The organism is Streptomyces aurantiogriseus, assembly GCF_014649375.1.
GTDB classification, from domain to species: domain Bacteria; phylum Actinomycetota; class Actinomycetes; order Streptomycetales; family Streptomycetaceae; genus Streptomyces; species Streptomyces aurantiogriseus.
This window is the reverse complement of record NZ_BMSX01000011.1, coordinates 45,598-65,883: the sequence shown is the minus strand read 5'-3', so window position 1 is coordinate 65,883 and position 20,286 is coordinate 45,598. Positions and strand designations below refer to the sequence as shown.

Below are 20,286 nucleotides of genomic sequence, written 5' to 3'. Positions count from 1 at the left end.
CTTACCTAAGTGGTCAACGGGGCTTGTTCGGGGGCGCGTTGACGACCGCACCTGCTCCCGGCTGTCCGGTTTGTCTATGGACAGCTTCATGAGATGAGCTTAGCCTTACCTAAGTTTTGGGTCGCGGCTCTTCGGCGTGCCCAACTTCCGTACTTCCCGATGCACGACCAACGGCTGCCTGCCCCACCTGGCGGCTGCCTCGCACGATGGGAGTGACATGGCACAGGCTCGTCCTGGCGACGCCCCTTTGATCCACGACCTCATAGGCATCGGCTTCGGTCCGTCCAACGTGGCCATGGCGATCGCGCTCAGCGAGCACAACGCACGCGTCGGCAGGGAGGAAGCGGTCACCGCTCACTTCTTCGAGCAGCAGCCGCGCTTCGGCTGGCACCGAGGCATGCTCATCGACGACGCGACCATGCAGGTGTCCTTCCTCAAGGACCTGGTGACGCTCCGGAACCCCGCCAGCGAGTACAGCTTCCTGTGCTACCTCCAGAGCAAGGGACGGCTGATCGACTTCATCAACCACAAGAACCTCTTCCCGCTGCGGGTGGAGTTCCACGACTACTTCGAGTGGGCCGCCGACAAGGTCGACGACATGGTCTCCTACGGCCACGAGGTCGTCGGCGTCATGCCTGTCGTGCGCGACGGTGCCGTGGAGTACCTGGACGTGACCGTCCGGTCGGGGGAGGGGCTCGCCGTCCACCGGGCGCGCAACCTCGTGATCGGCACCGGCCTGCGTCCCCTCATGCCGGAGGGTGTGGAGCGCACCGACCGCGTCTGGCACAACTCCGAACTGCTGGCGAAGGTCGACGGACTGGAGGGCACCTCACCCTCCCGGTTCATCGTCGTGGGCGCCGGACAGAGCGCCGCCGAGAACGTCGCCTACCTCCACCGCCGCTTCCCCCGGGCCGAGGTCTGCGCCGTCTTCTCCCGCTACGGCTACAGCCCCGCCGACGACAGCAGCTTCGCCAACCGGATCTTCGACCCCGCGGCCGTCGACGAGTTCTTCACCGCGCCGGAGAACGTCAAGCGCCGGCTGATGGACTACCACGGCAACACCAACTACTCCGTGGTGGACATCGACCTGATCGACGACCTGTACCGGCAGATGTACCAGGAGAAGGTCGTCGGCACCGAGCGCCTGCGCTTCCTCAACGTGTCCCGGCTCACCGGCGTCAAGGACACGCCGGACAAGGTCCGGGCCACCGTCACGTCCCTCGTCACCGGCGAGGAGACCCTCCTGGACGCGGACGTCGTGGTCTTCGCCACCGGCTACAGCCCCGCCGACCCTGTCGGTCTGCTCGGCGAGGTCGCGGACCGCTGCCTCCGCGACGACGAGGGCCGCGTCCGCGTCGAGCGCGACTACCGCATCGCGACGGACCCCGACCTGCGCTGCGGCATCTACCTGCAGGGCGGCACGGAGCACACGCACGGCATCACGTCGTCTCTGCTGTCCAACACCGCCATCAGGGTGGGTGAGATCCTGGACTCGCTCCTCGACCGGGGCCTCGAGCCGGCTTCCGGAAAGGCCCGGACGGTCGCCGACGGAACCGGCAGCACCGCGCGTTAGCTCCGCTGGTGAGGCCGTACTACGTCAAAGGGATAACGTACGTCGACATGGGCACGACTGCAGTTGAGCGCCCCGCGTCCGAGGCCACAACACAGGCCCGTCGGCGGCGAGTTGTGGGTTTGGGCACACTTGTGGTGATCCTCGTGATCGCGGGGGCGGTGTCGTTGGCTGTCGGTGCGCGCGCGTTGAGTCCCGCCGAGGTGTGGCGCGGGCTGTTCGCGGCGCCGGACTCCGACCAACGGCTCACCGAGATCAGGCTCATCGTGCAGACCGTGCGGGTTCCCCGGACGGTGCTCGGGATCGTGGCGGGCATCGCCCTGGGGGTCGGCGGGGCGCTGATCCAGGGGTACACCCGCAACCCGATCGCCGACACGGGCCTGCTGGGGGTGAACTCCGGCGCCTCGTTCGCCGTGGTGTCGGTGATCGCCGTGTTCGGGTTCTCCAACCCGTTCCAGTACGTCTGGTTCGCCTTCCTGGGCGCGGCGGTCGCCGGTGTCGTCGTGTTCGGACTGGCGAGCATCGGCCGCGGGGCCGGCAACCCGCTGACGCTCGCCCTGGCCGGGCAGGGGGTCACGGTGTTCCTCGCGGCGATGACCACGGCGGTCTCGCTGTCGGACAAGGCGGCGCTGAACGCGCTGCGGTTCTGGAACGCGGGCTCGCTGGTCGGTGTCGGGTTCGACGTCATCTGGCCGGTGACCGCGTTCATCGCGGCCGGGTTGGTGCTGGCACTGATCACGCTGCCCTCCCTCAACCTGCTCAATCTCGGTGACGACGTGGCGCGGGCGCTCGGGGTGAACATCGCGCTGAGCCGGACCATCGGCATCACCGCCATCACCCTGCTGGCCGGCGCGGCGACGGCGGCGTGCGGCCCCATCGCGTTCCTCGGGCTCATGGTGGCCCACGTGGCCCGCTATCTGACCGGCCCGGACTATCGCTGGCTGGTGCCGTACGCGGGTCTGCTCGGCGCCATCGTCCTCCTCGTCTGCGACATCGTGGGGCGTCTGGTGGTGCGGCCGGGCGAGTTGGACGCGGGTGTCCTCGTCGCTCTCCTCGGCGCCCCGTTCTTCGCGGCTCTGGTGTGGCGCGGAAAGTTCAAGAAGGCATGAACACAACAGAGTTGAAGCCGTCGGTGGCGCCGGGCGTGCGGCTCGGCCCCGTGTCGTTCGTATGGCGGCCCTGGGTCGTCCTCGTCACGCTGCTGCTGGCGGCGGCGACCTTCCTGGTGTTCTGCCTGTCCATCGGCGTCGGGGACTTCCCCATCGGCCTGCCCCAGGTGATCGCCACGATCTTCGGCCGGGGCGAGCAGGTCGACGAGTTCGTGATCATGGACCTGCGGATGCCGCGTGCTCTGGCCGGCCTCGTCGTGGGGATCGCGCTGGGAGTGTCCGGGGCGATCACACAGTCCATCGCGCGCAATCCGCTGGCCAGTCCGGACGTTCTGGGGATCACCGGGGGCGCCAGCGCGGTCGCGGTGTCCCTGGTGACCGTGTCGGGCGGGACCACCGCGGCGATCGTCGACTCCGTGGGTCTGTCCGCGGCGGCGCTGGCGGGCGGTCTCGGCACGGGTCTGCTGGTGTACTTCCTGGCCTGGCGGCGCGGGGTCGACGGCTTCCGGCTCATCCTCATCGGCATCTCGGTGAGTGCCGTGATGGAGGCGATCACGACCTGGCTGCTGGCCACGGCCGACATCAGGGATGTGGCCCTGGCGCAGGCGTGGTTGGTCGGCTCGCTGGACAACCGGGGGTGGGACGAGGTCCGGGTGGCGCTCTGGGGCACGCTCGTCCTCCTGGTCGTCGTGTGCTGTGTCGCGTTCCAGTTCAAGCCGATGCACTTCGGCGACGAGGTCGCCGCGGGCCTGGGCGTCCGGTACTCGATGGTGCGGGCGGTCCTGCTGTTGTGCGCGGTCCTGCTGGCCGGTGTGGCGGTGAGCGCGGCCGGCCCGGTCCCGTTCGTCGCGCTGGTGGCGCCGCAGGTGGCGATGCGGCTGACGAGGTATCCGACGCCGCCGATGGTGGCCTCCGGCATGGTGGGAGCGTTGCTGCTGATCGGCGCGGACCTGGTCGCGCGCACGGCGCTGCCCATCAGTCTCCCGGTCGGTGTGGTCACCGCCGCGATCGGTGGTCCCTTCCTCGTCTATCTGCTGGTGCGGGCGAACCGCAGATAGCTGCTAAGAAGTCAGGTAAGTCCGAACAAGGGGGCCTCGTGGTCGCTCAGTCCATCACCGGGATCGAGTCCGCGGTCGACGACGCCGCACGGCTGGCAGCCAGAGGCGTCACGGTCGGGTACGGCGCCCGGACCGTCATCGACGATCTCGACGTGGCGATCCCGCCAGGGGTCGTCACCACGATCATCGGCCCCAACGGGTGTGGGAAGTCGACCCTGTTGCGTACCCTGTCGCGGCTGCTCAGGCCGACCAGGGGGACGGTCGTGCTGGACGGTGACGACATCGTCAAGCTCAAGACCAGAGATGTGGCGAAGAAGCTCGGCCTGCTGCCGCAGTCGCCGGTGGCGCCCGAGGGGCTGACGGTGTCCGACCTGGTCGCCAGGGGCCGCCATCCGCACCAGAGTTGGCTGCGGCAGTGGTCGTCGGACGACGCCGCCGTCGTGGAGCGCGCGCTGGCCATGACAGGGGTGTCCGACCTGGCCGACCGCCCGGTCGACTCGCTGTCCGGAGGACAACGGCAGCGCGTCTGGATCTCGATGACCCTGGCCCAGGGAACCGACCTGCTGCTCCTCGACGAGCCGACCACCTACCTGGACCTGGCGCACGCGATCGATGTGCTCGACCTCGTGGACGACCTGCACGAGTCGGGGTGCACCGTGGTCATGGTGCTGCACGACCTCAATCTGGCCACGCGCTACAGCGACAACCTCGTCGTGATGAGGGAGGGGTCGATCCTGGCGCAGGGGCACCCGCGTGACGTGATCAACGCCGAGCTGCTGCACGAGGCGTTCGGACTGCGCGCCAAAGTGATCGACGACCCGGTGGGTGACCGGCCGCTCATCGTGCCGATCGGCCGCACACACGTCCAACTCCACTAGATACCAATAAAGTTATCTAAGTTAGGCTAGGCTAACCTCACCTCTGCACGGTAAGGTTTGCCTGCCCTTAGACGGGGGTGCAGTGGACAGCACGAAAGCAAGGGGATTTCGGATGCTCATCCGTAGAACGACGCGCAGTCGGCGGCGGTTCGCGGCGGTACTGTCCGCCACGGCTCTCGGCGTCGGCCTTCTCGCGGGATGCGGTTCCGACTCGTCCGACTCGGCCGACAAGGCGAGCGACTCCACCTCGACTGCCGCCGCCGGCGCGTTCCCGGTCACCGTGGAGCACGCCTTCGGATCCACCACGATCAAAAAGGCTCCCCAGCGCGTCGTCTCCGTGGGCTACACGGACGACCAGACCATCCTGGCCTTCGGCATCAAGCCGGTCGGCATGGTCGACCAGTACCCGAACCCCGCGGGCCAGACCCCCGACATCAACACCCAGTGGCCCTGGGTGAAGGACAAGTGGGGCGACACCAAGCCCGAGGTCATCATGAAGAACGGTGACTCCGGCCCCAACTTCGAGAAGATCGCCGCCCTGCGCCCGGACCTGATCATCGCCGTCTACTCCGAGGTCGACCAGGCCGCCTACGACAAGCTCTCCAAGATCGCCCCGACGGTGGGCCGCACCAAGACCGAGAAAGAGCCGTTCAGCGCGCCCTGGCAGGACAACGCGCTCCACATCGCCAAGGCACTCGGCAAGGCCGAGGAGGGCGAGAAGATGGTGGCGGACATCCAGGGCAAGCTCGACACGGCCAAGAAGGCGCACCCCGCCTTCGCCAACCAGACCGCCGTCGCGCTGTCCTGGTACGAGAACTCGGTGGCGCCGTTCACCTCCACCGACGTGCGCGGACGGCTGGTGACGGGCATCGGCTTCAAGTACCAGACCGAGATCGACAAGATCGCGGACGGCAGCTTCTACACCAAGCTCTCCCCCGAGCGCATCGACCTGATCGACGTCGACCACATCTTCGTCATCAACGACAAGGCGGATACGGACGCGCTGAAGAAGTTCAAGCTGTTCGCCAACCTGGACGCCGTGAAGAAGGGCAACGTGTCGTACCTGCTGGACAGTGAGGGCCCGGCGGTCGGCGCGGCCATCTCCCAGGGCACCCTGCTGTCCATGCCGTACGCGATCGACGAGCTCGTCAAGTCGGCAGAGTAGGTGTGAGCACCACCGACACGCGCGCCGCCCCGGAGACCCTGCGCACGGCCACCGGACGCGAGGCCACCCGATGGGTCGTGGCGCACTGCCGCGAGGTGCCGGGGCTGACGGTCGCCACCGCGCTCACCACGGTGGCGGGGGCGGCGCTCCAGGTGCTCCCGGTGCTCCTGCTCGGCCGGGTGGTCGACGGGGTGGTCGAGGGTGAGTCGCAGTCGGTCCTGGTCACGATCGGGGCCCTGCTGGCGGCCGCCGCGCTGTTCGGCGCGGCGGCCACCGCGGTGTCGACCTACCTGATCGGCCGGCTGGGCGCGGATCTGCTCGCGCGCCTGCGCGAAGGCGCCGTCCGGGCGGTGCTGGGGATGCCGAGCGCACGGATCGAGCAGGTCGGCCGGGGGGACGTGCTCTCCCGGGTCGGTGACGATGTGGCCGTCATCTCGAAGGGCATCCGCACGGCCATCCCCACGGTGTTCTCGGCGGGCGTACTGGTCGTCATCGCCACGGTCGGCATGTTCGGACTGGACTGGCGGCTCGGCCTGGCGGGCGCCGGCGCGCTGCCCGCGTACGCACTGGCCCTGCGCTGGTATCTGCCGCGGTCCGCCCCGCTCTACCGGAAGCAGCGGGTGGCCCAGGCCGACCGTGCACAGGCGTTGATCAGCGGCCTGAACGGGATCGACACGGTCCGGGCGTACCGCCTCGAGGACGCCTTCCGCGAGAAGGTCACCAGCGAGTCGTGGCGGGTGCGCGATCTCGGCATCGAGGTGTTCCGGTTCTTCGGCCGGTTCGTCGGCCGGGAGAACCGCGCCGAGTTCATCGGGCTGGTCCTGATCATCGTGGTGGGGTACGCCCTGCTGGAGGCCGACGCCGCCAGCCTGGGTGAGGTGTCGGCCGCCCCGCTGCTGTTCCACCGGCTGTTCGGCCCGCTGGGCCTCATCATGTTCACCTTCGACGAGGCGCAGAAGTCGGGCGCGAGCCTGACCCGGCTGGTCGGGGTGCTGGGGGAGGCCGCGGAGGACCGGCTGGTGGGCGACCCGGCCGTCACGTCGGCGGACGCCACGCCGTTGCCGGTGACGGTGGAGGGGCTGACGTTCAGCTATCCCGGCACCGACGAACCGGTCCTTCGGGATGTCGACTTGACGATCCCGGCCGGCGGTTCGCTCGCGCTGGTGGGGGCGACGGGCGCGGGCAAGACGACCCTGGCCGCGCTGATCGCGGGCATCGGGACCCCGCAGTCCGGGGCGGTGCGGGTCGGGTCGACCGACCTCGCCGGTCTGGACGAGGCCGGGGCGCGGGCCCTGGTGAGCATCCTGACGCAGGAGACCCATGTGTTCTCCGGTCCGCTCGCCGACGACCTGAGGCTGGCCGCGCCCGAAGCGACCGACGCCGAGCTGATGGAGGCGCTGCGCACGGTCGGCGCCGACGGGTGGGTCGACGCGCTGCCCGACGGGCTGAACACCATGGTCGGCGAGGGCGGCGAGCGCCTGGACGTCACCAAGGTCGCCCAGATCGCCCTGGCCCGGCTGGTGCTCGGCCGGTCGCCGGTCGTGGTGCTCGACGAGTCGACGGCGGAGGCGGGCAGTGAAGGCGCCGCCGAGCTGGAGCGGGCCGTGCTGGCCGCGTGCTCGGGCCGGACCACGTTGTTCGTGGCGCACCGGCTGACCCAGGCGATGGCCGCGGACCGGATCGCCGTGCTGGACGCGGGGCGTGTGGTGGAGCAGGGAACGCACGAGGAGTTGGTGGCTCTGGGGGGCCGGTACGCGCGACTGTGGCGGGCCTGGCGAGAGGGTAGTTAGGTAACCCTAACTTAGGTTAGGCTAACTTTCATACCGTGGAAGGGACGCTGAGTCTTCGATGATCGAACCGCGCGCTCGTCTCGTACTGCTTTCTCCCACGCAGCTGGCGGACATGCGCCGGCGCACCGGGGACTTCTCCGACCGGATCCTCACCGAAGCCTGTGCCATCGGGCTGTCGTTCTGGGCGACGGGCCGCAGCCCCGACGGCATCGACCTCACCCCGGGCACGCTCTTCGCCGACGTCCTCGGATGGGTCGACAACGGCGGTACCGCGCCCGGCGGTTGGGAGACCGGCGCGGACGGCCGGAGCATCGCCGTCCCGGAAGGCGTCGAGCCGGCCGACGCGCAGCTCGCGCTGGACGACCTGGCCGACTTCCCGGACCGGCCCCTCGGCACCATCGGCCCGGCCGACGTGGCCGCGCGGCTCGAAGCCCTGGCCGAGTGGAACGACACCCACGCCGACCGGGTCCGCCCGACCATCGTGGAGATGTTCCACGAGCAGGCGCGGAGCCGACCGGACGCCGTCGCCGTCGTCGACGAACACCGCTCGCTGACCTACCGTCAGGCAGCCGAGCTCTCCAGTCAGTTGGCCCACCACCTGATCGAGCGCGGACTCACCGCCGAACAGGTCGTCGGCATCTCCCTGGGCCGCTCCGCCGACATGGTGATCGGGCTGCTCGCGGTCCTCCAGGCGGGGTGCGCCTTCGTGCCCCTGGACCCGCAGTGGCCCGCCGCCCGCCGAGCCGTCGTCATCGAGGACGCCCGGGTCGTGCTGCAGCTCAACGACTCGGGCGAGCACGACCCGGCTGAACCGGAAGCCGTGGCCGTCGACCTCGGCGACTGGAGGTTCGGTTCCCACCCCACCGAGGGACCCGGGGGCACCGTCCCCGGCAACGCCCTGGCATACGTGATCTTCACGTCCGGTTCGACCGGGCGGCCCAAGGGCGCGATGATCCGGCACGAGGCGATCAGCGAGCGCCTGCTGTGGCAGGTCCACGAGATCCTGGGCTTCGGCCACGATGACGCGTCGCTGTTCAAGGCGCCGTTGTCCTTCGACATCTCCATCAACGAGATCTTCCTGCCGCTGGTGTGCGGAGCCAGGCTGGTGGTCCTGCGCCCCGGCGGCGAACGCGACCCGCACCACCTGCTGAGCGTGATCGCCGAGCAGCGCGTCACCTTCACCTACCTGGTGTCGTCCATGCTGGACGTGCTGCTGGAGATCGCCGGCGACTCCGGACGGCTGGACAGCCTGCGGCACGTGTGGTGCGGCGGCGAGGTGCTCACCCCGGAGCTGTACGAGCGGTTCCGTACCAGGCTCGACATCCCCATGTACCACGGCTACGGCCCGGCCGAGACGACGATCGGTGTCTCCCACGTCATCTACCGGGGCGCGGCGGAGCGCCTGACCACGTCGATCGGCAAGGCCAACCCCAACACCCGGTTGTATGTGCTGGACGACGAACTGCGCCCCGTCCCGGTCGGGGTCGGCGGCGAACTCTACGTGGGCGGGTTCCTCCTGGGGCGCGGCTACGTCAACGCGCCCGGCCTGACGGCGTCCCGGTTCGTCGCGGATCCCTTCGCCGCGGACGGGTCCCGGCTGTACCGCACCGGTGACCTCGCGCGGTTCAACCCGGACGGGTCGCTGGACTTCCTCGGCCGGGCCGACAACCAGATCAAGATCCGCGGCATGCGGCTGGAGATCGAGGATGTCGAGGTCGGTCTCGCGGAGCACCCCGGGGTACGGCACACCTGCGTCGTCGCGAAGAAGAACGCGGCGGGCGGCACCTACCTGGTGGGGTACGTGATCCTGGCCGCCGGGAGCGAGGACCTGCGGGCGGACGAGGTCAAGGCGTGGGCCGCCGAGCACATGGTCGAGTACATGGTGCCCGCCCACATCGTCGTGATGACGGAGTTCCCGCTCACCGCGAACGGCAAGCTCGACCGGAACGCGCTGCCGGAGCCCACGATCACGACGGGCTCGCTCGTCCAGCCCGCCACCGAGAACGAGCGCGCGGTGTGCGCGGCGGTCGCGGCGGTGCTGCGGCTCGAAGAGGTCGGCGTCGACCAGGACTTCTTCCAGCTCGGCGGAGACAGCATCCTGGCGATCTCGCTGCTGAGCGCGCTGCGCGACGCGGGGCTCTACGTCACGGCACGGCAGATCTTCACCCACAGCACCGTGGGGGCGCTGGCGGCGGTCGCCGGCCGTGAGGACGTCTCGACGGTGGACCACCGCGATGTCGCGACCGGCTCCGTCGTGGGATCGCCCATCGTGCAGTGGCTCGGTGAGACCACGGACGCGATCGACGGCTTCGTGCAGTCGGTGGTGCTGAACACCCCGGCGGATCTGACCGCCGACGCTCTCGACGAGATCCTCGCCGCCGTGGTCCGGCGGCACGACATGCTGCGCGCCAAGCTGGTGCGCGGAGACCGCTGGAGCTTCGACATCCCGGAGGCGGACCGGGCCGTCGCGGGGTGGCAGGAGAGCGACCGGCCACTCGACGCGTGTGTCGCCCTCGCCACGGACGGGCTGGACCCGGAGGGCGGCGTGATGCTGCGTGCGGTCTGGCGCCGCGAGGTACGGCAATTGGTCCTGGTCGCCCATCACGTGGTGATCGACGGCGTGTCCTGGCGGGTCCTGATGGACGACCTGGCCACCGCCTGGCGGCAGTTCGCCTCGGGCGCGCCCATCGAGCTGCCCCCGGTGGGGACGTCGTTCCGGCGCTGGACGCAGTTGCTGGAGCGCGCCGCGTTCGACGCGGACAGTTCCTACTACTGGCGCCCCCTGCCGGGAGAGGACCAACCGGTGGGCAGGCGCGCGCTGTCCGCTGCCGACACCGTCGCCAGTGAGCGACTGCGGACCGTCTCGGTCGGCCCCGAGGTCACGGCCGCGCTGCTGGGCGAGATCCCCGCGAAGTTCCACGCGGGCGTCAACGACGTCCTGCTGACCGGGCTCGCCGTCGCCCTCGCACGGTGGCGCCGCGACCTCGGGCAGGACCAGACGTTCGCGCACATCGAACTCGAGGGCCACGGCCGCGAAGGACAGTTCGTGGCGGGCTCCGCCGGCTTCGAGCCCGAGCTGTCACGGACCGTGGGCTGGTTCACCACCCTGTTCCCGGTGATCGTGGATCCCGGAGCGGCGGCCGACCTCACCGCACCCGAGTACCTGGCCACAGCGCTCAAGGCGGTCAAGGAAGACCTCGCCCGGGTACCGGACAACGGCGTCTCCTACGGGGCCCTGCGGTACCTGACCCACACCGAGTTCGACGCGCCCGCACCGCAGGTGCTGTTCAACTACCTGGGCCGCTTCGACGCGGGCGCATCCGGGGACTGGCAACTCGCGGGCACCACCGGCCAGTTGGGCGAGAAGCGCGACCCGAGGATGCGCCTGCCGCGCCCCCTGGAGTTCAACGCGATCGCCGAACCCGCCGCCTCCACCGGCGAGTACGAGCTGGTCACCACCATCTCCTGGCCCGACGGGATGTTCACCGACGAGGACATCGCGACTCTCGGCGAGTACTTCCGGACGGCTCTGGCCGGACTGGCCGCACTCGACCAGGGCGGTCACTCTCCCAGCGACTTCGCACTGGTTGCGCTCACGCAGGCCGATGTCGACGCCCTGGACGGCCCGGCGCTGCGGGACGTCCTGCCGCTGACCCCGCTGCAGGAGGGCCTGTACTTCCACTCGGTCTTCGACGACGACTCGGCGGGCGCCTACGTCGAGCAGCAACTGCTCACGCTGGGCGGCGAGGTGGACCCCGGCCGGCTCGCGGCGGCGGCCACCCGGCTGCTCACCCTGTACCCGAACCTGGCCGCGCGGTTCGTCGCCCTCGCCGACGGCCGCGTGGTCTCCGTACTCGAGAGCGGTGTCGAGGCGCCCTTCACCACGCTGGACCGCCCCGGCATCACCGACGACGAGATACGCGACCTGGCCGAGCGGGACCGCCGCGCCGGGTTCGACCTGGCCACCGGCCCACTGATGCGGTACACGCTCGTCCGCGCGGGCATCGGCCGCACCGTCCTGGTGCAGACCGTGCACCACATCATCGCCGACGGCTGGTCGGTGCCGCCGATGCTCCGGGCGCTGCTGGCCGAGTACCACGCGCCGGGGACCGTGTACCCGCTCGGCGGCTTCTCCGACTACGTGAGCTGGCTCGCCGGACGCGACGACGGCGAGAGTGACCGCGTATGGCGCGAGCAACTCGCTGATCTGCCCGGCCCTTCACTGGTCGCCGAGGGACACACCCCGTCCGACCGGTTCGCCGACACCGCCGTGGAGCCGGAGGACGACATCGACGCGGCCGTCCGCTCGGCAGGCGTGCCGCTGAGCGTCGCCGTGCACAGCGCCTGGGCGGTGACGCTGGGCTCCCTCCTGCACGGCAGGGACGTCGTGTTCGGTTCCACGGTGTCCGGGCGCGACGCGGAGGTGCCCGGTATCGAGGACATGGTGGGTCTGTTCATCAACACGATCCCCGTACGCGCCCGTTGGACCGGTACCACCACGGCACGGGACCTGCTCGCCTCGGTGCGGGAACACCAGAGCGCCGTGCTGCCGCACCAGCATGTCTCGCTGGCGAGGATCGGCCGCCAGGCCGGCGCCGGCTCCCTGTTCGACACCCTGGTCGTGTTCGACGTCGCGACCGATGTCGAGGCACTGCGGCGGTCCGGCGACACGCTGGTCGTCACCGACATCGTGAACGAGGGCGCCCCGCACTACCCGTTGACCCTGGTGGTGGAACGCGCGCTCGACGGCCGTCCGCGCTTCAACCTGATCTACGACGGCGAGCTGCTGCGGGAGACGAGCGCCCAGGAGATCCTGCGCACGTTCACCTCGACCCTCACCGGCCTGCTCACCCGGCCGGACGCCCTGGTCGATCACCTGGCGTCCGAGAGTGACCGGCGTCCGACGCGGATCACCCCGACGACGTTGGGCGGACTGTTCGACGCCGCCGCGAGCCGCGACCCGGCCGCCACCGCCGTCACCCAGTGCGCTCTCGACGGCGGTACCCGGTCACTGACGTACGGCGAACTGGCGGACGCGAAGAACCAGTTGGCCTCGGCCCTGCGCGCCGCCGGTGTCGGGCCGGGCCGGCGGGTCGCCGTCGCCGTCCCGCGCTCCCTCGAACAGGTCGTCGCCCTGGTCGCGATCGTCAGCGCGGGCGGCGCGTACGTACCGCTGGACCTGGCGTACCCGGACGAACGGCTGGAGTACATCCTCACCGACGCAGCTCCGCAGGTCGTGCTCGTGGACCGCGAGCAGCGGGACCGCTTCACGGAACTGCTGGCCAGGGCGGGCGTACCGGCCCGCGTGCTCGTCCAGGGAGACGAGCTGCCACAGGCCACCAGCGAGCCCGGGCCCGGGCCCGAGGCCGGCTGGCACAACCCCGCGTACGTGATCTACACGTCCGGATCGACCGGCAGGCCCAAGGGTGTCGTCGTCCCGCACTCCAGCGTGGTGACGCTGCTCGCGAACACCCAGCCCGACATGGACTTCGGCCCGCACGACGTGTGGGTCCAGTTCCACTCCTTCTCCTTCGACTTCGCGGTCTGGGAGCTGTGGGGCGCGCTGGCACACGGCGGTGAGCTGCTGGTGCCGGAGTACGGGCTGACCCGCTCCCCGGTCGACTTCCACCAGCTGGTCCGCGAGCGCGGAGTGACCGTGCTCAACCAGACCCCGTCGGCGTTCTACCAGTTCATCGAGGCGGACCGGCATGCCGGCGAGCCGCTGCCCGCACTGCGCCGGATCATCTTCGGAGGCGAGGCGCTGGATCTCGGGCGGCTGCGCGGCTGGGTCGAACGGCACGGCACCGGTTCGCCCGAGCTGGTCAACATGTACGGCATCACCGAGACCACCGTCCACGTCACCCACCGGGTGCTGACCGACGAGGACTTCCGCCTCGGCGAGGACGTCAGCCCGATCGGCGGCCCGATCCCCGGCCTGGTCACCTACCTGCTCGACGACCGGCTCCGGCCCGTGCCACCGGGCCGGGAGGGCGCCATCTACGTCGCCGGCGACCAGGTGTCGCTCGGCTACCTGGGCAGGCCGGGGCTCACCGCGGGCCGGTTCGTGGCGAACCCGTTCGCGGGCGACGGCTCCCGCATGTACCACACGGGCGACCTCGCCCGCCGCACGCTCGACGGCGAGCTGGAGTTCACCGGCCGTGCCGACGACCAGGTCCAGCTCAAGGGCTTCCGGGTCGAGCTCGGCGAGGTGGAGTCCGCGGTCAGGGAACTCGACGGCGTGGTCGACGTGGCCGTCACCGTGGCGGACAGCGGCGACCACCTGGTCGCGCACGTCGTGGGCCGGGTGCCTGGTGACTTCGTCGATGTGCTGTCCACGAAGTTGCCCGTGCACATGGTGCCGGCTCGGGCGCTGCCGGTCGACGCGCTGCCGTTGACGGTCAATGGCAAGTTGGATCGCAAGGCGCTGATCGAGCGCGCCCGAAGGGGCGCGGGGCTGCATCCGAATGCGGCTCCGCCGCGGGGCGCGACCAGCCACGACGCACTCGCGGACGAAGACGCTGCTGTGGCCGCACTGCCTGCGCTCGTCGACATCTTCACCGAAACCTTGCCCGGCTCCGCCGTGGACGCCGACACCGACTTCTTCCGCGCCGGAGGCGACAGCATCGTCGCCATCACCGTGATCAACCGGGCCAGGGCACTCGGCCTGCCGATCGCACCACGGGACGTGTTCCTGTACAGGACCCCGCGCGCGCTCGCCGAGCACCTGGGAGCACGCGCACCGCAGCAGGCCATGGTGTCCGCGCCCGCCCGCCGCGAGGACGGCCCGCTGACGCCCACGCCGATCATCCTGCGCCAGCGCGAACTGGGCGGATCGCTCGCCCGGTTCGCCCAGGCCAGGACACTGGTGGCCCCCGAGGGCACCGGGTTCGCCGACGCCGAGCGCGCCGCGAACGCGGTCGTGGCCGCGCACCCGGCCCTCCGGCTGCGGCTGACCGTCGAGCACGGGGTGTGGGCGCTGCGCACCGAACCCGCCCGCGAGATCACCGTCGTACGGCCGGACACGGCCGACGCGACGACCGCGGCGAACGAGGCCGCCGGACGGCTCGACCCCGAGTCCGGGGACGTCATCGCGTTCTCGTGGCTGGAGGCGAGCCGGACCCTGGTGGTCACCGTGCACCACCTCGCCGTCGACTCGGTGTCCTGGCTGGTCCTGCTGGACGACCTGGCCACCGCCCTGCGCGGGGAGACCCTGGCGGCGCCGACCACGTCGTACGCCGAGTACGCCGAAGCGCTGACACTCCAGTCCGCCCGGGTGATCGACGACCTCGGGCACTGGGTCACCACACTCCAGGCGCCCCCGCTGCTGCCCGCGGTCGATGGCCTGCGCGAGACCACCGTCGTACTCGCGCCCGACCTGAGCGACCGCGTCACACGCTCCGCGCCCGCCGCACTCGGCGTCGGTCTCACCGAGTTGCTGTGCGGCGCGCTGCGCACCGCGCTGACCCACATCCAGCCGTCGCCCACCGATCTCGCGATCGAGCTGGAGCGGCACGGCCGGGTCCCGGTCCTCGAACACCACGACTACACGCGTACGGTCGGCTGGTTCACCTCCATCGCGCCCGTACGGCTCACGGCGCACACCGACCCCGTCGCCGCGGCGCGCGAGGTCGCCGAACGCCAGCCGGACGAGCGCGCGCACGTGGCCTACGGCCGGCTCAGGTACCTCAACCCGCAGACGGCCCCGCTGCTGAACGCCCGCCCGCAGGTGCTGTTCAACTACCTCGGCCGGGGAAGCGAGTCCCAGGCGGTGCACATCAGCGGCGGCGACCAGGGCAGCCCGTACGCCGTCGAGGTCAACGCGTGGCTCGACGAGGCCACCGGAAGCCTGCACACGGCCTTCACCCTCGCCGAGGGCATTCCCGACGAGATCACCGAGCACTGGCACAGCGCCCTGGAACGGATCGCGGACGCCTCCGCGACGGCCGAGCGCACGGCCCCCGTCACCCCGCTCCAGCGCGGCCTGTTCTTCCAGGCCGAGTTGGCGGGCACGGCCGGACACTACGTCGCGCAGAGCTGGTTCACCTTCGACCGGCGCCTGGACACCGACGCGCTGGCCGAGGCGATGGCGTACGTGATCGCGCGGCACCCGGTCGTGGGCGCCGGCTTCACCACCGACGACGACGGAAACCCGGTCCAGGTCCTCAAGGCGGGCCGGCGCGTCGGCGTCCGCACGGTCGAACTCGCCACGGAGGCGGACATCGAGGCCCTGCGCGCCCGGGACCGCGACACCGGGTTCGATCCGGGAGAGCCGCCGCTGATCCGCCTGACCGTGGTGCGTCTGCCCGACGACCGCGACGGCCTGCTGTTGAGCTACCACCTGCTGCTGTGGGACGGCTGGTCCCGCGAGATCGTGCTGCGGGACCTGTTCGACGCCTACCGGGCCGTCCTCGCGGGCGAGCCGCTCGACCCGACCCCGGCCACGCCGAGCTTCGAGGACCACGCCCGGGCGCTCGACGCCAGGAACCCCGCCGTATCCGAACGCTTCTGGGCGGAGCACCTGGCCGGCCTCCCCGGCCCGACGCTGCTCGCCGGACCGGCGCCCACCCTCTCGGACGACCTGCCGCGCGCGCTCGTGCACACACTGTCCGCCGAACAGTCGGACCTGCTGCGGGAAGCGGCCAGGGTGCACGGCGTCACACTGAACTCGGTGCTGACCGGCGCCTTCGGCCTCCTGCTGGGCGCCCACACGGGCCGCGGTGACGCCGTGTTCGGTGTGACCGTCTCCGGCCGGGAGGGCGAGGGGCTGTCCGACATCGTCGGCGTGCTGCTCAACACCGTGCCGATGTGGACGCGGGCACGGCCGGACGACACGGTCCGTGCGTACCTGTCGGCCGTGCAGACGGCCAGGGTCGAGGCGATGGAGCACGAGCACCTCGGCCTCGGCGAGATCCAGCGGGCCAGTGGGCACGACACCCTGTTCGACAACCTGTTCGTGCTCCAGAACTTCCTGGACATGGACGCGTTCGCCGAGATGAACGCCCGGCACGGCATCACCTCGGTGAAGGCCGACGACTCCACCCACTATCCGTTCACGTGGGTCGTCACGCCGGGCGACCGGCTCACGGTCAAGCTGGAGTACCGCGACGACGACACCGAGAACGCCCGGCGTCTCCTCGACGACTACCTGAGGGTGCTCGAGGACCTGGCCCGGTCGACCGGGCCGGTGGGCGCGCTGCGGGGCCTGGGGCCGGAACCCGAGCCCGCCGAACGCACGGACGTCGGCACGGACACCGTCGTCGACCGGTTCGACCGGGCGGCGGACCGCGATCCGCAGCGGGTGGCGCTCGTCGCCCACGGCTCGACGATGACCTTCGCGGAGCTCCGGGACCGCAGCCGCGCGGTGGCGGGTGTGCTCGCCGGGCGCGGCATCGGCCCCGAGAGGACCGTGGGTCTCGCGATCCCGCGCTCCCTCGACTCGATCGTGGCGCTGTTCGCCGTCCTGCGTGCCGGCGCCGCGTACGTGCCGCTGGAGCTGGACCACCCGGACGAGCGGATCGCCGCGATCGTCGCGGACGCCTGCCCGGACGTGATCCTCACCGTGAGCGCCGTGTCGCCCCGGCTGACCGGTGACCTGTTCGACCTCATCGACCTGATCGAGCTGGACCGCCCGCTGCCCGAGGCGGAGCCGTTCGTGACGTTCGCGCCGGACGACCCGGACCGCCTGCGGCACCCCGCGTACACGATCTACACCTCCGGGTCGACCGGGAAGCCCAAGGGCGTGGTGACCGAGTACGCCGGGCTCACCAACATGCTGATCAACCATCAGCGCCGGATCTTCGAGCCGGTGCTGGCGGAGCACGGCCACCGGGTCTTCCGGATCGCGCACACCGTGTCGTTCGCGTTCGACATGTCGTGGGAGGAGCTGCTGTGGCTCGCCGACGGGCATGAAGTGCACATCTGCGACGAGGAGTTGCGGCGTGACGCGCCCCGGCTGGTCGAGTACTGCCTCGAGCACGGGATCGACGTCATCAACGTGACCCCGACCTACGCGCAACAGCTCGTCGCGGAGGGGTTGTTGGACACCCCGGAACGGCGGCCGGCGCTGGTGCTGCTGGGCGGTGAGGCCGTCACCCCGACGCTGTGGCAGCGGCTCGCCGAGACCGAGGCAACGGTCGGCTACAACCTGTACGGACCCACCGAGTACACCATCAACACCCTCGGCGTCGGCACCTTCGAGTGCCAGGATCCGGTGGTGGGCGTGGCGATCGACAACACCGACGTGTACGTCCTGGACCCGTGGCTGCGGCCCCTGCCGGACGGCGTCCCCGGCGAGCTGTACGTGTCGGGCATCGGCATCGCGCGCGGCTATCTCGGACAGCCCGCCCAGACCGCGCACCGCTTCGTCGCCTGCCCGTTCGGCGAGCCCGGCGAGCGCATGTACCGCACCGGGGACCTGGTGGTCCGGCGGCCCGACGGCAACCTGATGTACCTGGGCCGCACCGACCAGCAGGTCAAGATCCGGGGTCACCGGGTCGAACTCGGCGAGGTCGAGGCCGCGTTCGCGGCGCACCCGGCGGTGCGGTTCGTCGCCGCGGTGGCCCAGCCCGACCCACAGGTCGACGGAGCGTACCGGCTGGCCGCGTACCTGGTGCTGGACGGCGCGGACCTGGCGGCGGTCGCCGCCGAAGTGGGCGCCGGGCTGCCGGACTTCCTGCGCCCGACGCACTATGCCCAGGTCGACAGCATCCCGCTGACGGTGAACGGGAAGGCTGACACCAAGGCGCTGCCGGAGGCCAAGCCGCTGGGCGCGCTGACCACGGCGGGGGAGCGGGGACCCGCGACCGAGACCGAGACCGTGGTGTGCGAGTTCTTCGCCGAGGCACTGGACCTGGATGACGACGAGGTGAGCGCGGTGAGCGACTTCGTGTCCCTCGGAGGGCACTCCATGCTGGCGGTGCGACTGATCGGGCTGCTCCGCCGCGAGTATGGTCCTGTGATCACGATCCGCGATCTGTTCACCCTGCGAACCCCCGAAGCGATTGCCCACCACCTCGATGACAACTCCTGACACACAGCGGCCCCGCCCGGGGTCCGACATCCTCCGGACCGCACTGCGCCGCAACGTCGGCGCCATGATCTGGGGCACCCTCCTCATGGGCCTGTACCAGGCGGGCGAGACGGCCTTCCCGATCGCGCTCGGCCTGATCGTCGAGCACACGATGCGGGACCGCAGCCTCGGCGCGCTCGGCCTGTCGATCGCCGCGCTGGCCGTGATCATCACGACCGTGTCGCTGTCGTGGCGGTTCGGGATGCGGATCCTGCAGAAGGCCAACACGACCGAGGCACACCGCTGGCGGGTGAAGGTCGCGGCCTGCGGACTCCAGCCGGTGGCCAGGGACGTCGACCTCAAGTCCGGCGAGGTGCTGACCATCGCCACCGAGGACGCCGACCAGACCGCCGACATCATCGAGGTGGTGCCGCTGCTGATCAGCTCGCTCGTCGCGGTGCTGGTCGCTGCGGTCGCGCTGGGGCTGGCCGACATCCGGCTCGGCCTGCTGGTGATCGTGGGAACCGTCGCGATCCTGTCGATCCTGAGCGTGCTGTCCAAGCGGATCGGCTCCAGCACCCAGGAACAGCAGGCCCGGGTGGCGCGGGCGGGCGCGAAGGTCGCCGACCTGATCACCGGTCTGCGCCCGCTGCACGGTTTCGGCGGCAACCACGCGGCGTTCCGGTCCTACCGGAAGGTCAGCACGGCGGCGAAGCTCCAGGCGATCACCGTCGCCAGGGTGAACGGTGCGTACGCGGGCGCCGCGCTGGCCCTCAACGCGGTCCTCGCCGGCGCTGTGACCCTCACAGCGGGCTGGCTGGCGTTCGACGGCCGGATCACCATCGGGGAACTCGTCATGGCCGTGGGGCTGGCGCAGTTCATCATGGAACCGCTCAAGCTGTTCTCGGAGATGCCGAAGTACGTGATGATCGCGCGTGCGTCCGCCGAGCGGATGGCGCTGGTGCTGACCGCGCCGCCGGCGATGACCCCGGGACCTCGGCGCCCGGCCGCGGGCGGGGACCTGGAGATCGACTGTGTCCGCTACGGGACCCTGCGCAAGCTGAAGTTCCAGGTGTCCGCCGGCGAGTTCGTGGCGATCGCCGCCTACCAGCCGCGCGCGGCGGCCGACCTCGCGTCGGTTCTGGCCGTGAACGTCCCGCCCGACGCGTATGAGGGAGTGGTGCGGGTCAGCGGGCAGGAGCTCGCGGACCTCTCGGTCGAGGCGGTCCGCGAACACATGCTGGTGAACCCGTACGACGGCGAGATCTTCGCGGGCACCCTCCGTACGAACATCGACCCCTCGGGCACCAGCCGGATGGTCCCCGAGGCCGTCGAGGCGTCCATGCTGACCGACGTCGTCGCCCTGCACCGCGAGGGACTCGACTACGGCGTCCGGGACCGCGGCGCCAACCTCTCCGGGGGGCAGCGCCAACGGCTGTCGCTGGCCCGCGCCCTGGCCGCCGACACCGACGTCCTCGTCCTGCACGACCCGACCACGGCCGTCGACGCGGTGACCGAACAGCTCGTCGCGCGCAACGTCGCGAAGCTGCGCCGGGGCCGTACCACCGTCGTGATCACCAGCAGCCCGGCCCTCCTGGACGCCGCCGACCGTGTCCTCGTCCTGGACGACGGTGTCATCACGGCGGAGGACACCCATCGCAACCTCCTCGCCACGGACGAGGACTACTGCCTGGCGGTGGCCCGGTGA

At 70.8% G+C, this 20,286-nt stretch carries 8 protein-coding genes; all 8 read left to right on the top strand.

The window, feature by feature from the left end:
* Positions 1-217 precede the first annotated feature (217 nt).
* The 8 genes from IE263_RS23105 (at position 218) to IE263_RS23070 (ending at position 20,286) form a co-directional block, all read left to right on the top strand.
* Positions 218-1,573, top strand: coding sequence for a lysine N(6)-hydroxylase/L-ornithine N(5)-oxygenase family protein (locus IE263_RS23105; protein WP_189939639.1), 1,356 nt, complete (start codon positions 218-220; stop codon positions 1,571-1,573).
* 47 nt (positions 1,574-1,620) lie between these two features.
* Positions 1,621-2,679, top strand: coding sequence for a FecCD family ABC transporter permease (locus tag IE263_RS23100; protein WP_189939638.1), 1,059 nt, complete (start codon positions 1,621-1,623; stop codon positions 2,677-2,679).
* Entirely contained in the window at positions 2,676-3,737 is a 1,062-nt protein-coding gene (locus tag IE263_RS23095; RefSeq protein WP_189939637.1) for a FecCD family ABC transporter permease, read from the top strand. The genes IE263_RS23100 and IE263_RS23095 overlap by 4 nt, the downstream gene beginning before the upstream one ends.
* Positions 3,738-3,775: 38 nt before the next feature.
* Positions 3,776-4,615, top strand: coding sequence for an ABC transporter ATP-binding protein (locus tag IE263_RS23090; protein ID WP_189939636.1), 840 nt, complete (start codon positions 3,776-3,778; stop codon positions 4,613-4,615).
* A gap of 112 nt (positions 4,616-4,727) precedes the next feature.
* The gene (locus tag IE263_RS23085) at positions 4,728-5,780 is read left to right on the top strand and encodes an iron-siderophore ABC transporter substrate-binding protein (RefSeq protein WP_189939635.1); all 1,053 of its coding nucleotides are present in this window, start codon (positions 4,728-4,730) and stop codon (positions 5,778-5,780) included.
* A 2-nt stretch (positions 5,781-5,782) separates the two neighbouring features.
* A complete protein-coding gene (locus tag IE263_RS23080) occupies positions 5,783-7,570 on the top strand; it encodes an ABC transporter ATP-binding protein (protein ID WP_189939634.1) in 1,788 nt (595 codons plus the stop codon).
* Between the two features lie 58 nt (positions 7,571-7,628).
* Positions 7,629-18,599: a non-ribosomal peptide synthetase gene (locus tag IE263_RS23075; protein WP_189939633.1), complete on the top strand. Its 10,971-nt coding sequence runs from the start codon at positions 7,629-7,631 to the stop codon at positions 18,597-18,599.
* A complete protein-coding gene (locus IE263_RS23070) occupies positions 18,586-20,286 on the top strand; it encodes an ABC transporter ATP-binding protein (protein WP_189939632.1) in 1,701 nt (566 codons plus the stop codon). The genes IE263_RS23075 and IE263_RS23070 overlap by 14 nt, the downstream gene beginning before the upstream one ends.

Bases quoted from the DNA above. Each gene is read 5' to 3' on its own strand.
- IE263_RS23075 (WP_189939633.1), top strand. From the start codon at position 7,629: ATGATCGAACCGCGCGCTCGTCTCGTACTGCTTTCTCCCACGCAGCTG.
- IE263_RS23105 (WP_189939639.1), top strand. From the start codon at position 218: ATGGCACAGGCTCGTCCTGGCGACGCCCCTTTGATCCACGACCTCATA.
- IE263_RS23095 (WP_189939637.1), top strand. From the start codon at position 2,676: ATGAACACAACAGAGTTGAAGCCGTCGGTGGCGCCGGGCGTGCGGCTC.
- IE263_RS23085 (WP_189939635.1), top strand. From the start codon at position 4,728: ATGCTCATCCGTAGAACGACGCGCAGTCGGCGGCGGTTCGCGGCGGTA.
- IE263_RS23100 (WP_189939638.1), top strand. From the start codon at position 1,621: ATGGGCACGACTGCAGTTGAGCGCCCCGCGTCCGAGGCCACAACACAG.
- IE263_RS23070 (WP_189939632.1), top strand. From the start codon at position 18,586: ATGACAACTCCTGACACACAGCGGCCCCGCCCGGGGTCCGACATCCTC.